The following is a 13,479-nucleotide window of genomic DNA, read 5'->3' on the forward strand; positions in this document are numbered from 1 at the left end:
GCCCCGCTCGCGCGCGGTGTCCGCTCAGGCGCCCGTGACCTCGACCGCCGCCAGGTTCTTCTTGCCGCGGCGCAGCACCAGCCACCGCCCGTGCAGCAGGTCCTCCTTGGCCACAACCGCGTCCTCGGAGTCGACCTTCGCGTTGTTCACGTAGGCGCCGCCCTCCTTGACCGTGCGGCGCGCGGCCGACTTGCTGGGCACCAGGCCGACCTCGGCGAACAGGTCCACCACCGGGGCCGGCTCGGCGACCCGGATGTGCGGCACCTCCGACAGGGCCGCCGCCAGCGTCCGCTCGTCCAGCTCGACCAGCTCACCCTGCCCGAAGAGGGCCTTGGACGCGGCGATCACGGCGGCGGTCTGGTCGGCGCCGTGCACCAGCGTCGTCAGCTCCTCGGCCAGCGCGCGCTGCGCCACCCGCGCCTGCGGACGCTCCTGCGTTTGCTTCTCCAGCTCCTCAAGCTCCGCGCGGGACTTGAAGGACAGGATCCGCATGTACGTCGAGATGTCCCGGTCGTCCACGTTCAGCCAGAACTGGTAGAACGCGTACGGCGTCGTCATCTCCGGGTCGAGCCAGACGGCGCCGCCCTCGGTCTTGCCGAACTTGGTGCCGTCCGCCTTGGTCATCAGCGGCGTCGCCAGCGCGTGCACGTTGGCGTGCGGCTCCAGCTTGTGGATCAGGTCCAGCCCCGCCGTGAGGTTGCCCCACTGGTCGCTGCCGCCCTGCTGGAGCGTGCAGCCGTACCGCCGGTAGAGCTGCAGGAAGTCCATGCCCTGCAGGATCTGGTAGCTGAACTCGGTGTAGCTGATGCCCTCGGAGGACTCCAGACGCCGGGCGACGGAGTCCTTCGTCAGCATCTTGTTGACCCGGAAGTGCTTGCCGATGTCCCGCAGGAACTCGATCGCGGAGAGGTTCTCCGTCCAGTCGAGGTTGTTGACCATCACGGCCGCGTTCTCGCCCTCGAAGGACAGGAATGGCTCGATCTGGCGGCGCAGCTTCTCGACCCAGCCGGCGACCGTCTCCGGGTCGTTCAGCGTGCGCTCCGCCGTGGGGCGGGGGTCGCCGATCAGGCCCGTCGCGCCGCCCACCAGCGCCAGCGGCCGGTGACCGGCCTGCTGGAGCCGGCGCACGGTGAGCACCTGCACCAGGTGCCCCACATGCAGGGACGGCGCGGTCGGGTCGAAGCCGCAATAGAACGTGACGGGACCGTCCGCGAGCGCCTTGCGCAGTGCTTCCTCGTCGGTGGAGAGGGCGAACAGCCCCCGCCACTTGAGCTCGTCGACGATGTCCGTCACGGTTCTCGTGTCTCCTTGGGTGATCTTCGGGCAGTCGGGTGACCACCGCCTACGAGGTTATACGCCCCGACTGACAGAGCTCATGTTGAAATCCGGGATCCGCAGCGGCGGCATCGCCGCCCTGGTGAACCAGTCGCTCCACTCCCGGGGCAGCGTCTTCTCCGTGCGCCCGGCCTCGACGGCCCGGCCCAGCAGCCCGACCGGCGACTCGTTGAACCGGAAGTTGTTCACCTCGCCGGTGACCTCCCCGTTCTCCACCAGGTACACCCCGTCCCGGGTCAGGCCCGTGAGCAGCAGGGTCGCCGGGTCGACCTCGCGGATGTACCACAGGCAGGTCAGCAGCAGCCCGCGCTCGGTGCTCGCGACCATCTCGTCCAGGGAACGGCCCCCGCCCCCGTTCTCCAGGATCAGGTTGTCGATCCCCGGCGCCAGCGGCAGCCCGGTCGTCCCCGCGCTGTGCCGGCTGGTGAGCAGATGCTTCAGCTCGCCCTCGGCCACCCACTCCGTGGGCGTCAGCGGCAGCCCGTTGTCGAACACCGACGAGTCGCCCCCGGAGGAGTGCGCCAGCACGAAGGGCGCGGCCTCGAGACCCGGCTCGTTCGGGTCGCTGCGCAGGGTCAGCGGCAGCTCGGTGAGCCGCTCGCCCACGCGCGTGCCGCCGCCCGGCCTGGAGAACACCGTCCGGCCCTCCGCCGCGTCCCGGCCCGACGCCGACCACATCTGGTAGATCAGCAGGTCCGCGACCGCGGTCGGCGGCAGCAGCGTCTCGTACCGCCCGGCAGGCAGCTCCACGCGCCGCTCGGCCCAGCCGATGCGTACGGCCAGCTCGGCGTCCAGCGCCGCCGGGTCGACGTCCTTGAAGTCCCGCGTCGACCGGCCGGCCCACGCCGAGCGGGTACGGTCCGGCGACTTGGCGTTCAGCTCCAGCGTCCCGTTCGGCTGGTCGTGCCGCAGCCGCAGCCCCGCCGACGTGCCCAGATAGCTGGACGTCAGCTCGTGGTTGGCGAAGCCGTACAGCTCGCGGCCGCCCGCACGCGCGCGTGCGAACGCCTCGCCCAGCGCCGGCGCGAAGTCGGCGAACACGGCGGACGAGGTCTCGGCCGGCGCGTCCGTGAAGTCGGGCGACTCCGGCACGCCCGTCACCAGCGGCTGCGCGTCCTCGGCGGGCCCGGCGCCGTGCGCGGCGGCCTCCGCGGCCCGCACCAGCGGCTCCAGCTCGTCCATCGTCACCGCGGACCGCGACACCACACCCGAGGCGGTGCCCTCCTTGCCGTCGACGGCGGCGATGACGGTGAGCGTGCGGCCGCGCGTGACGCCGTTCGTGGTCAGCGCGTTGCCCGCCCAGCGCAGGTTGGCGGTCGAGTGCTCGTCGGCGATCACGACGCAGCCGTCGGCCCGGGACAGCTCCAGGGCACGCTCGACGATCTCGTGCGGCTTGTTGGTGGGAGCGCTCATCGACCCGCCTCCTGCGTCGTGTTGAGGATGTTCACGCCCCTGAACAGGGCCGAAGGGCAGCCGTGCGACACGGCCGCGACCTGGCCCGGCTGGGCCTTGCCGCAGTTGAAGGCGCCGCCCAGGACGTACGTCTGAGGCCCACCGACAGCGGCCATCGAACCCCAGAAGTCGGTCGTCGTCGCCTGGTAGGCGACGTCCCGCAGCTGCCCCGCGAGCCGCCCGTCCTCGATCCGGAAGAAGCGCTGCCCGGTGAACTGGAAGTTGTAGCGCTGCATGTCGATCGACCAGGACCGGTCACCGACGACGTAGATGCCCCGCTCCACACCCCCGATGAGGTCCTCGGTCGACATCCCGGCCGGATCCGGCCGCAACGACACGTTGGCCATCCGCTGCACCGGCACATGCGCGGGGGAGTCGGCGTAGGCGCACCCGTTGGACCGCTCGAACCCGGTCAGCCGGGCGATCCTGCGGTCCAGCTGATAGCCGACGAGGGTGCCGTCCTTGACCAGGTCCCACGACTGCGCCTCGACGCCCTCGTCGTCGTACCCGATGGTGGCGAGGCCGTGCTCGGCGGTGCGGTCGCCCGTGACGTTCATCAGCTCCGAGCCGTACTTCAGCTTGCCGAGCTGGTCGAAGGTGGCGAAGGAGGTGCCGGCGTAGGCGGCCTCGTAGCCGAGTGCGCGGTCCAGTTCGGTGGCGTGGCCGATGGACTCGTGGATGGTCAGCCACAGGTTGGACGGGTCGACGACGAGGTCGTACAGGCCCGGCTCCACGCTCGGCGCGCGCATCTTCTCGGCGAGCAGCTCGGGCAACTGGGCGAGTTCGGCGTCCCAGTCCCAGCCGGTGCCCCTGAGGTACTCCCAGCCGCGTCCCACGGGCGGCGCGATGGTGCGCATGGAGTCGAACTCGCCGGTCGACTCGTCGACCGACACCGCGGTCAGCTGCGGGTGCAGCCGTACGCGCTGCTGCGTGGTCACGGTCCCGGCCGTGTCGGCGTAGAACTTGTTCTCGTGCACGGTGAGCAGCGAGGCGTCCACATGGTCGACCCCGTCGGCGGCGAGCAGCCGCTCGCTCCACTCGGTCAGCAGCCCCGACTTCTCCTCGTCGGGCACGGTGAACGGATCGATCTCGTACGACGAGATCCACGTCCTGTCGGCATGCACCGGCTCGTCGGCCAGCTCGACGCGCTCGTCCGACCCCGCCGCCCTGATCACCTGCGCGGACAGCTTCGCCATCGCCACGGCCTGACCCGCCACCCGCGCGGCGGCGTCCATGGTCAGGTCCACACCGGACGCGAACCCCCACGTCCCGCCGTGCACGACCCGCACCGCGTACCCGAGGTCGGTGGTGTCCGACGACCCGGACGGCTTGCCGTCCCTGAGCCGCCAGGACGCGCTGCGCACCCGCTCCAACCGGAAGTCGGCGTGCTCCGCCCCCAGCGCACGCGCGCGTGCCAGCGCGGCGTCGGCGAGGGCGCGTAGCGGAAGCGCCGTGAAGGCTTCGTCGATGGTATGAGGCACCGCGGTCTCCCTGCTGTCGTCGCCTGTCGGGTCCGATCATGTCGCGGGAGCGGTCCCGTGGACCACACGTTTCCGTCCCGAGTGCGCGACTTTCTGTAGGGATCCGACAGTGCCGCCCCTGCGCCACTGTCGGTGCCCGAATGTCCCGCGGCGCGGGCGGACCGATAGGTTTTCGGTGAAGCCGCCTGTCATCCAGGTGTTCGGGCGGGGGTACCAGACCGCTATCGAAAGGGTGATCCGTTGAGCCGCTCGGTTCTCGTCACCGGAGGCAACCGGGGCATCGGCCTCGCCATCGCCCGCGCTTTCGCCGACGCCGGCGACAAGGTCGCGATCACATACCGCTCTGGTGAGCCGCCGGCCGGCTTCCTCGCGGTCAAGTGCGACATCACCGACCCCGAACAAGTGGAGCAGGCCTACAAGGAGATCGAGGCCCAGCACGGCCCCGTCGGGGTCCTGATCGCCAACGCCGGCGTCACCAGGGACCAGCTCCTGATGCGGATGTCCGAGGAGGACTTCACCTCGGTCATCGACACCAACCTCACCGGCACCTTCCGGGTCGTCAAGCGCGCCAACCGCGGCATGCTGCGCGCCAAGAAGGGCCGGGTCGTGCTGATCTCGTCGGTGGTCGGGCTGCTCGGCTCGGCGGGCCAGGCGAACTACGCCGCCTCCAAGGCGGCGCTGGTCGGCTTCGCGCGCTCGCTCGCCCGTGAGCTGGGCTCGCGCAACATCACCTTCAACGTCGTCGCGCCGGGCTTCGTCAACACCGACATGACCCAGGCGCTGACCGACGAGCAGCGCGCGCACATCGTGTCGCAGGTGCCGCTCGGCCGGTACGCGCAGCCCGAGGAGATCGCCGCGACGGTGCGGTTCCTCGCCTCGGACGACGCCTCGTACATCACTGGAGCCGTCATCCCCGTTGACGGCGGACTGGGAATGGGTCACTGATCACCATGAGCGGAATTCTCGAGGGCAAGCGCGTCCTGATCACCGGTGTGCTGATGGAGTCCTCCATCGCCTTCCACGCCGCCAAGCTGGCCCAGGAGCAGGGCGCCGAGATCATCCTGACCGCCTTCCCGCGGCCCACGCTGACCGAGCGCATCGCCAAGAAGCTGCCGAAGCCCACCAAGGTCATCGAGCTCGACGTCACCAACGACGAGCACCTCGGCCGCCTCGCGGACATCGTCGGCGAGGAACTGGGCGGCCTCGACGGCGTCGTCCACTCCATCGGCTTCGCCCCGCAGGACGCGCTCGGCGGCAACTTCCTCAACACGCCGTTCGAGTCGGTCGCCACGGCCATGCACGTCTCGGCGTTCTCGCTCAAGTCGCTGACCATGGCCTGCCTGCCGCTGATGCAGAACGGCGGCTCGGTCGTCGGCCTCACCTTCGACGCCCAGTACGCCTGGCCGCAGTACGACTGGATGGGCCCGGCCAAGGCCGCCCTGGAGGCCGTCAACCGCTACATGGCGCGCGACCTGGGCAAGCAGAACATCCGCTGCAACCTGATCTCCGCCGGCCCGATCGGCTCCATGGCCGCCAAGTCCATCCCGGGCTTCAACGATCTGGCCGCCGTGTGGGACACCCGCTCCCCGCTGGAGTGGGACCTCAAGGACCCGGAGCCGGCCGGCCGCGGCATCGTCGCCCTGCTGAGCGACTGGTTCCCGAAGACCACGGGCGAGATCATCCACGTCGACGGCGGGCTGCACGCCATCGGCGCCTGATCGATCGGTCGCCTGGTGATCGGCTGACCACCTGATCACCTGATCTCTCCTGATCAAGGGCTCGCATCCGGCGGGGTGCGGGCCCTTGACCTGTCACCCGTTCGGCCTACCCGGCGGGCGGGGGCCGGGGGCGACTGGGCACGCTGGAGTACGCGGTTCCCCACGCGTCCCTCCCCAGCACGGCCGAGGAGGTCCCCCTTGTGCGCCTGTACCGCTGCCTGGCCTCAGTGACCGTCGCCGTGGCCCTCGTCCTGTCCGCGCCGTACGACGCGATGCCGCACGCGCGCGTGGCGGCCGGGGAACCGAAGGCCGCGTCGCCGTTCGGTGCCGCGTGCCGCACCAGGATCGAGGGCTCCCATGTGGTCGCCCACTGCCACAACCCCTATGTGGACATCGACCGGGTCCGCCTGCACATCGAGTGCGACCGGTGGTGGGACCTGGACACCGACAGCGCCCCCGTGGACACCGAGCCCGCGATGACCGTGCGCCTGACCGGCCGCTGCTGGAAGGAAGTCCGCTCGGTGTGGATCAGCCACCAGAACCGGGGGAGCTGAACCGTCCCGGGCGGCACTGGAACGGATAGCTCGCCGCCTCCGTCGCCGCCGTCCCGGCGTCGCCCGCCCGGATGGCGTCCAGCAGCCGGCCGTGGTCCATGTACGTCTCCGGGGTCAGCTCCTCGCCGACGTCCTCGCGCAGCCAGTCCCGCAGCACCTCCCCCAGGTCGGCGTACATCGCGGTCATCACGTCGTTGTGGGAGGCGGCCACGACGGCCAGGTGGAAGGTGGTGTCGGCCGCGACGAACGCCTCCGCGTCACCCGACTCCCAGGCCTCCTCACGCCGCAGCAGCAGTGCGTCGAGCTGCTTGAGGTCCTTCTCGGTGCGCCGCTCGGCGGCCAGTTTGGCGGCGGCCGACTCCAGCGTGGAGCGCAGCTCGGCGATGTGCCGGGGGTCGGCGCCCGCGAAACGGCGGTGCATCACGCCGGCCAGCTCACTGGTGGCCACGACGTATGTGCCGGAGCCCTGCCGGATGTCCAGCAGGCCGTTGTGCGCCAGCGCCCGGACGGCCTCGCGGACCGTGTTGCGGGCGACCCCGAGCTGTTCGACCAGCTCCGGCTCCGTCGGGATGCGCGAGCCGACCGGCCACTCACCCGACGTGATCTGGTTGCGCAGCTCGGCGATGACCTGCTCGGACAGCGCCGAACGGCGGGGATGGCTCAGAGGCATGGCACACCTTCGCACGGGAACGGCGGCCGCGGACCGCACCGCGATGGAGGACCAATCATCCCATGATTCTATGATGGGCGACATGGCAAGCGAGGAGACCCGGACGCAGCACCACCCCGACCCACACGGTTCGGCCACGGCCGAGCCCCGGAGCGCGACGGAATCCTCGCCCACACGCGCGTGGAGCCCTACGGCGGCCGGGACGTCGCCCGCGCGCGCGTGGACCACGCGACTCGTCGTCGTCGGCATCGTGCTGTCCGCCCTGAACCTCCGCCCCGCCATCACCAGCCTCGGCGCGCTCCTGGAGGAGGTCCGCGACGGGATCGGCATGAGCGGCAGTGTGGCGGGGCTGCTCACCTCCGTGCCGCCGCTCTGCTTCGCCGTCTTCGGCGTCATGGCGCCACGGCTGGCCCGCCGCTTCGGGCCGGGCGCGGTGGTGTGCGCCGGGATGGCCGCCATCACCGCGGGCCTGCTCATCCGGCCGTACACGGGCGGCACGGCCGGGTTCCTGGCCGCCAGCGCCCTCGCCCTGATGGGCATCGCGGTCAGCAACGTGCTGATGCCGGTCATCGTCAAGCGCTGGTTCCCGGACCGGGTCGGCTCCATGACCGGCCTGTACTCGATGGCGCTCGCCCTCGGTACCTCCCTCGCGGCCGCGGTGACCGTCCCCATCACCGGGGCCCTGGGCGGCAGTTGGCAGTCGGGCCTTGCCGTGTGGGCGGCACTGGCGGCCGTGGCCGTGGTGCCGTGGATTCCGTTCGTACGGGACCGAGGGGGCGTACGGGGCGAGCGCTCGGCCTCTGCCGGACGGACGTCCGGACGTGAGCGGCACGCGCGTGCGGAGGCCGCCTCGGCACCCGGGCTGCGGATCACCCGGAGCCGTACCGCCTGGGCGCTCGCCGTCTTCTTCGGGCTCCAGGCCACCGCCGCGTACATCACGATGGGCTGGATGGCGCAGATCTTCCGCGACGCGGGCGTCCCCGCGGGCACGGCCGGTCTGCTCCTCGCCGTCACGATGGTGATGGGCGTGCCGCTGGCCTTCGTCATCCCGCGCCTGGCCACCCGGCTGCCCCAGCAGGGCCCGATCGCGCTGGCGCTGGGCGTCTGCGGACTCGCCGGGTACGCCGGGCTGTACGTCGCGCCGGCCGGGGGCGCCTGGGCCTGGGCGCTGCTGCTCGGCGTCTCCAACTGCGCCTTCCCGCTGGCCCTCACGATGGTCGGGATGCGTGCGCGCACCGGCGTGGGCGTGGCCCAGCTGTCGGCGTTCGCGCAGAGCACCGGCTATCTGATCTCCATCCCCGGGCCGCTGCTGGTGGGCGTCCTCTACCAGCACAGCGGCGGCTGGGGCGTGCCGCTCGCGCTGATGGCCGCGCTGATGGTCCCCCAGATGGCGGTGGGCCTGCTGGCGGGCCGCAACCGCACGGTGGAGGACGAGGCGGCTCGCTGACCCCCGCGGGTCCGGCGCGGGGGCGGGGTGCGAGACTTGCCGCATGCCAGTGCTCGACCCGAACCCCCGCAACGGCCAGAAGAAGATGCTGCTCGTCTTCGGCTCGTTCTTCGCCATTTTCGTGATCATCGCCGTCATCGCGTCGATCGCCGCGCCATGACGGCTTCCCCGCCGCTTCCCCCGCTGCCTTGCGGGCCATGGTGGGGTTAGCCCCACCATCCCCTAGGGGGCGAGGGTCAGGGTCAAGTGGGTGGATCACCGGATGGGTTGGCGGCTCCTTGTTCCGTAGCTTCGAAACGTGGCCACGGGGATGCGGGCCACCCCCATCGAGGACGGACTCACGGAGGCAGCATGTCGGCCAGCACGCACACCCGGCCCCGCTCGGCGACCACGGGCCGCGTCGACATCCGGCTGCCCTGGTGGGCCCTCGCCCTGCCGACGCTCGCCTTCGTCGCCCTGCTGGCGCTGATGCTGAACCCCTCCGACGCCCACGCGGCGAGCGGCGAGCCGGCGATCGCGCACCTCGTCGAGCGCGCCCATCAGCTCATATCGCGCTGAGCACGCCCCGAGCCGCCCGTCAACTCCCTGCGCCCCATGGCCTGTTTCATGCGAAGCTGGATCTCATGAGCGTCGCTGAACCCCGCAGGATTGTCCTCTTCCGGCATGCGAAAGCCGACTGGCCACAGGTGAACGACCACGAGCGGCCGCTCGCCGAGCGGGGCCGCAAGGACGCCGCTGTCGCCGGACGCAAGCTGGCCGACTCCGGCATCCACTACGACCTAACCCTCTGCTCGACCGCGACCCGGACCCGCGAGACCTGGAAGCTCGCCGTCCAGGAGTTCCCGCAGCGGCCGAAGACCGTCTACGAGGAGCGGATCTACGAGGCCTCGCCCGGCGAGCTGATCGCCGTGCTCAACGAGACCCCCGACGACGCGCAGAACGTTCTCCTGGTCGGCCACAACCCGGGCGTGCAGGGCCTCGCCGAGGTGCTGTCCGGCTCGGCCGACGGTGACGCCCGCGAGCGCATGAGCCGCCGCGGCTTCCCGGCCGCCGCCTTCGCCGTGCTGTCCTTCACCGGCTCCTGGAAGTCACTGGAACCGGGCGTGGCCACCCTGCTGGACTACTGGGCCCCGTCCGAGTGACCCACCGGCCACACCAGGGGCCCGGCGCCACACGGCGCCGGGCCCCTCGGGGCCGAGCGTGGGGAGGACAGCGCAGGGGACACGGCGCAGGGGAGGCGGGGGACACAGCGCCGGAGACACAGCGCTGGGGACACAGCACTGGGAAAACAGCAAGGGAAGACTCAGTCGTCCTCGTGCGCGTCCGCCGCCTCGACCTCCTCGCGGGTGACCCCGAGCAGATAGAGGACCGTGTCCAGGAACGGCACGTTCACCGCGGTGTGCGCCGCCTCGCGCACCACCGGCTTGGCGTTGAAGGCGACCCCGAGACCCGCCGAGTTCAGCATGTCGAGGTCATTGGCGCCGTCGCCGATCGCCACCGTCTGCGACAGCGGTACGCCCGCCTCCGCGGCGAACCGGCGCAGCAGCCGCGCCTTGCCCGCCCGGTCCACGATCTCGCCGGTGACCCGGCCGGTCAGCCTGCCGTCGACGATCTCCAGCGTGTTGGCCTGCGCGAAGTCGAGACCCAGCCGGTCCTTGAGGTCGTCGGTGACCTGGGTGAACCCGCCGGAGACGACGCCCACTTGGTAGCCGAGTCGTTTCAGCGTGCGGATCAGCGTGCGCGCGCCCGGTGTCAGCCGCACCTCGCTGCGCACCTTGTCCACCACCGACGCGTCGAGCCCCTTCAGCAGCTCCACGCGCGCGTGCAGCGACTGCTCGAAGTCCAGCTCCCCGCGCATCGCGGCCGCCGTCACCTCGGCGACCTCCTTCTCACACCCGGCGTGGGCGGCGAAGAGCTCGATCACCTCGTCCTGGATGAGGGTCGAGTCCACGTCCATCACGACCAGACGCTGAGCGCGTCGGTGCAGTCCCGCCGCCACGACCGCCACGTCCACACCGAGGGCCGCGGCGTCCGTCACCAGGGCGGTGCGCAGGGGCTCGGTCTCCACGCCGGACACCGCGAACTCGACGGCTGTCACCGGGTACTTGGCGAGCCGGAAGATACGGTCGATGTTGCCGCCGGCCTTGGTGATCCGCCCGGCGATCGCGGCCGTCGCCTCGGCGGTGAGCGGATGCCCGAGCACCGTCACCAGGGACCGGCCATGACCGCGCGGCCGGTTGTCGCCGTGGCCGGAGATGATCTCGGCCTGCATCTTCATCGACTCCGCCCAGCCGTGGACGGTCGCCCGCAGCTCGCCTTCGAGGCCCTGGGGCGGCTCGGTCACGAGCGCGCACAGCACCATCCGGCCTCGCGTCACGACCTGCTCGATGTCGACCACGTCGACGGAGTAGGCGGCGAGGGTGTCGAAGAGTCCGGCCGTGATGCCCGGCCTGTCCCTGCCGAAGATCTTGACAAGGAGAGTGGGGACGTCAGAGGTCTGCGAAGCGCTCATGGTGTTCCCACGGTAACCGGCACGGAGTGCCGATGGCCCCCGAGGTCCGCCTACCGGACACGGAACACTCAATAACCCTGGATGTCGCTCCGGTGGCGAACGCCTGACAGGTCGACCACGACTTCGCCCGCGACCCGCCTCACCGGCCCCGCTTCGGCCGCCCCGGGGGCGGAGGCCCCGGAAGTGGCGGCCCTGGAGGTGGCGGCCCCGGCGGTGGCCCAGGAGGCGGCGGGCCGTCCTGCGGTGGGGAGGACCCCGGCGGCGGCCTCCCGGACGACGAGGCCCCCGGCGTCCCCCGCGGCCCCGGAGGAGGCAGCTCGAACGGCCGAGTGACGGTCGGAGCGCCGTACACATCACCGCCCTCCGACGGCCGTCGGCCTTCGTTGTCCGGCGGTCGTACTCCTGCGTCTTTTGGTGGCCGTCGGCCCTTGCTGTCCGGCGGCCGTCCGTCCTCGCTCCCCGGTGGCCGTCGGCCTTCGTTGTCCGGCGGTCGTACTCCTGCGTCTTTTGGTGGCCGTCGGCCCTTGCTGTCCGGCGGCCGTCCGTCCTCGCTCCCCGGTGGCCGTCGGCCTTCGCTCCCCGGCGGTCGTACGCCCGCGTCTCCCGGCGGCCGTCGGCCGTCGCTCCCCGGCGGCCGTCCCCCCGCGCCCCCAGCCACCCCACCCGGCGGCCGGGCATCCTCCGGCCTCCGCACCCCGTCCGGCAGACGCAGATACGGGTTGGTGTCAGGGTTCGGCGGCCGGTACGGCGTACGCGGCGCATACGGCCCTGAGGCCGCCGCATACCCCCGCGCCCCCGCCTCCACGTCACTGAGTGCCAGGGGCGCCACCTGGCGCCCCGCCGCCCCGCTCGCGTACGCCAGCAGCGCCCCGACAGCCCCCGCACCGGCTCCCCACAGAGCCCCGAGCAGCAGTGCCATCCCGAGGTTCCCGCGCAGCTCGACCCCTGCCCCGAACGCGTCGAACCCCAGCACGGACAGCGAGGCATCCACGGACACCTCCGCCAGCCACCCGAGCAACGGCAACGCCAACGCGGTCACAACCCCCAGCCGCAGCGCACACCGCCCGGCAAAGCCAAGGGCACCCGCATCCCGCACGCCCCCAGCACCCGCCCCCACCGGCGTGCGCGCCCCCGCGAGCACCCCCGCCAGCAGCATCATCAGCGCCGCCGCCACCCCCAGCAGCCACACCCGCCCGTCCAGCTCCGCCAGCCGCCCCAGCGTCACCGGCTGGTCCGAGTCGACCAGCAGGTCGTCCAGCGGATCCGGCAGAAAGCGGGTGAGCGCCCCCGACGCCTCCCCGTGCCACGGCACGAACAGGCCGAGGGGAATGCCCAGCCACACGCCGTTCGGCGCGCCCAGCAGCGCCGCCCCCGCGATCCGCCGGGGATGGTCGTCGCCGATCGCCGCGTACGCCGCCGCCGCGAGCCCCGCGGCCACCGCCACCAGGAGCACCGTGACCAGCGCGGACACAGCCGGCCGTACGACCCGGTGGACCGCCTCCCAGCCGCGCGGCAGGGGAGTGCGGCGGGAGGCCAGCAGCGCGATCAGCAGCACCCCGGCGGCCCAGCCCAGCCCGCCGAGCAGGGTGGGCGCCGTGTCGACGCTGAAGCCCACCGCCGCCTCGGCATCGATCAGGTCGCCGACCCGCTCGGGCAGCAGCCCCCCGACGTCCCCGGTGTCACCGAGCCCGGGAATCTCGATGCCCCCGGAGCCGCCGGGCAGGTCGTCGAGGCCGAGCGCGCCCCCGTCGATCGTGATGACGTCGTGCCCGGCCCAGGCCAGCCCGCCCAGCGCCGCCACGAAGAGCGCGACCACCGCGCCCGCGCGCGCGAGGAGTTCGGACGCGGAGATCACAACTCCCGCCGCCCGCAGGGACCGTAGAAAGAACCAGGACAAAAGGAGCGCACCGGCCAGGCTCACGCCCAATGGCGTGATCTCGATGGCCGTGGTGGCCTCCGCGCCGGTCAGCCCGAAGGCGGACACATCCCCGGACGGCGTCACCGAACCACCCGCCCCAAGCGCCACCGCCGCCGCGGTCATCGGCCCGAGCGAACCGGCCGAGTCCGCCTGCAGCAGACGCAGTCCGAGCGCCGCCGTACCCGCCATCCCGATCAAAGCCCAGCTCACGGAGGCGATCGCGGACAGCAGGATGTCGACCCACGGCAGCCTCGTGCCGTACCCGCCCTTCTCCACACTCACGGCAGACCCCCCGATCCGCGGCACGGCGTCGCCGCCGCGCATGCGCCCTCGCGTGGGATTACCACTCTCCGGGCCGATTTCAACCCCGTCAACGGCGCACGGGAACGCGC

13 protein-coding genes are annotated in these 13,479 nt (G+C 71.9%); 7 read left to right on the top strand and 6 right to left on the bottom strand.

The window, feature by feature from the left end; translation table 11 throughout:
- Window positions 1–24 precede the first annotated feature (24 nt).
- The 3 genes from tyrS to KWI83_RS05865 are packed head-to-tail and all read right to left on the bottom strand — an operon-like array spanning window position 25 to window position 4,268.
- Complete coding sequence (gene tyrS / locus KWI83_RS05855) at window positions 25–1,293, bottom strand: tyrosine--tRNA ligase (RefSeq protein ID WP_218513183.1); 1,269 nt, start codon at window positions 1,291–1,293, stop codon at window positions 25–27.
- A gap of 57 nt (window positions 1,294–1,350) precedes the next feature.
- Complete coding sequence (locus KWI83_RS05860; RefSeq protein ID WP_218513184.1) at window positions 1,351–2,748, bottom strand: metallopeptidase TldD-related protein; 1,398 nt, start codon at window positions 2,746–2,748, stop codon at window positions 1,351–1,353.
- Complete coding sequence (locus KWI83_RS05865) at window positions 2,745–4,268, bottom strand: TldD/PmbA family protein (RefSeq protein ID WP_218513185.1); 1,524 nt, start codon at window positions 4,266–4,268, stop codon at window positions 2,745–2,747. Before KWI83_RS05865 ends, KWI83_RS05860 begins: the two co-directional genes overlap by 4 nt.
- Before the next feature lie 240 nt (window positions 4,269–4,508).
- Between KWI83_RS05865 and fabG the strand changes: the two genes are divergently transcribed.
- From fabG to KWI83_RS05880, 3 genes are all read left to right on the top strand, one after another.
- Window positions 4,509–5,213, top strand: coding sequence for a 3-oxoacyl-[acyl-carrier-protein] reductase (gene fabG, locus KWI83_RS05870; protein WP_218513186.1), 705 nt, complete (start codon window positions 4,509–4,511; stop codon window positions 5,211–5,213).
- A 5-nt stretch (window positions 5,214–5,218) separates the two neighbouring features.
- Window positions 5,219–5,986: an enoyl-ACP reductase FabI gene (fabI, locus tag KWI83_RS05875; protein ID WP_218513187.1), complete on the top strand. Its 768-nt coding sequence runs from the start codon at window positions 5,219–5,221 to the stop codon at window positions 5,984–5,986.
- 200 nt (window positions 5,987–6,186) lie between these two features.
- A complete protein-coding gene (locus tag KWI83_RS05880) occupies window positions 6,187–6,540 on the top strand; it encodes a hypothetical protein (protein WP_218513188.1) in 354 nt (117 codons plus the stop codon).
- Here KWI83_RS05880 and KWI83_RS05885 read toward each other — a convergent pair.
- The gene (locus tag KWI83_RS05885) at window positions 6,515–7,210 is read right to left on the bottom strand and encodes a FadR/GntR family transcriptional regulator (protein WP_218513189.1); all 696 of its coding nucleotides are present in this window, start codon (window positions 7,208–7,210) and stop codon (window positions 6,515–6,517) included. The genes KWI83_RS05880 and KWI83_RS05885 overlap by 26 nt on opposite strands.
- An 82-nt stretch (window positions 7,211–7,292) precedes the next feature.
- Here KWI83_RS05885 and KWI83_RS05890 point away from each other — a divergent pair, with 82 nt between their 5' ends.
- From KWI83_RS05890 to KWI83_RS05900, 4 genes are all read left to right on the top strand, one after another.
- Window positions 7,293–8,657: a CynX/NimT family MFS transporter gene (locus KWI83_RS05890; RefSeq protein WP_374106275.1), complete on the top strand. Its 1,365-nt coding sequence runs from the start codon at window positions 7,293–7,295 to the stop codon at window positions 8,655–8,657.
- 43 nt (window positions 8,658–8,700) lie between these two features.
- A complete protein-coding gene (locus KWI83_RS38160) occupies window positions 8,701–8,817 on the top strand; it encodes an SGM_5486 family transporter-associated protein (RefSeq protein ID WP_256361777.1) in 117 nt (38 codons plus the stop codon).
- Between the two features lie 191 nt (window positions 8,818–9,008).
- Window positions 9,009–9,215, top strand: coding sequence for a hypothetical protein (locus tag KWI83_RS05895; protein ID WP_218513191.1), 207 nt, complete (start codon window positions 9,009–9,011; stop codon window positions 9,213–9,215).
- A 65-nt stretch (window positions 9,216–9,280) separates the two neighbouring features.
- Entirely contained in the window at window positions 9,281–9,799 is a 519-nt protein-coding gene (locus tag KWI83_RS05900; protein WP_218513192.1) for a histidine phosphatase family protein, read from the top strand.
- Between the two features lie 161 nt (window positions 9,800–9,960).
- Here the strand turns inward: KWI83_RS05900 and serB are convergent, their stop codons facing one another.
- The gene (gene serB, locus KWI83_RS05905) at window positions 9,961–11,169 is read right to left on the bottom strand and encodes a phosphoserine phosphatase SerB (protein ID WP_218513193.1); all 1,209 of its coding nucleotides are present in this window, start codon (window positions 11,167–11,169) and stop codon (window positions 9,961–9,963) included.
- 139 nt (window positions 11,170–11,308) lie between these two features.
- On the bottom strand, window positions 11,309–13,411 hold the full coding sequence (locus KWI83_RS05910; protein ID WP_218513194.1) for a streptophobe family protein: 2,103 nt from the start codon (window positions 13,409–13,411) through the stop codon (window positions 11,309–11,311).
- Between the last annotated feature and the right edge of the window lie 68 nt (window positions 13,412–13,479).

Source organism: Streptomyces sp. TRM70350 (genome assembly GCF_019219825.1).
GTDB lineage: Bacteria > Actinomycetota > Actinomycetes > Streptomycetales > Streptomycetaceae > Streptomyces.

Excerpts from the sequence above, each read along its gene's own strand:
- KWI83_RS05860 (WP_218513184.1), bottom strand. The coding sequence starts at position 2,748 with ATGAGCGCTCCCACCAACAAGCCGCACGAGATCGTCGAGCGTGCCCTG.
- fabI (WP_218513187.1), top strand. The coding sequence starts at position 5,219 with ATGAGCGGAATTCTCGAGGGCAAGCGCGTCCTGATCACCGGTGTGCTG.
- KWI83_RS05885 (WP_218513189.1), bottom strand. The coding sequence starts at position 7,210 with ATGCCTCTGAGCCATCCCCGCCGTTCGGCGCTGTCCGAGCAGGTCATC.
- KWI83_RS05890 (WP_374106275.1), top strand. The coding sequence starts at position 7,293 with ATGGCAAGCGAGGAGACCCGGACGCAGCACCACCCCGACCCACACGGT.
- KWI83_RS38160 (WP_256361777.1), top strand. The coding sequence starts at position 8,701 with ATGCCAGTGCTCGACCCGAACCCCCGCAACGGCCAGAAGAAGATGCTG.
- KWI83_RS05895 (WP_218513191.1), top strand. The coding sequence starts at position 9,009 with ATGTCGGCCAGCACGCACACCCGGCCCCGCTCGGCGACCACGGGCCGC.
- KWI83_RS05900 (WP_218513192.1), top strand. The coding sequence starts at position 9,281 with ATGAGCGTCGCTGAACCCCGCAGGATTGTCCTCTTCCGGCATGCGAAA.
- serB (WP_218513193.1), bottom strand. The coding sequence starts at position 11,169 with ATGAGCGCTTCGCAGACCTCTGACGTCCCCACTCTCCTTGTCAAGATC.
- KWI83_RS05910 (WP_218513194.1), bottom strand. The coding sequence starts at position 13,411 with ATGCGCGGCGGCGACGCCGTGCCGCGGATCGGGGGGTCTGCCGTGAGT.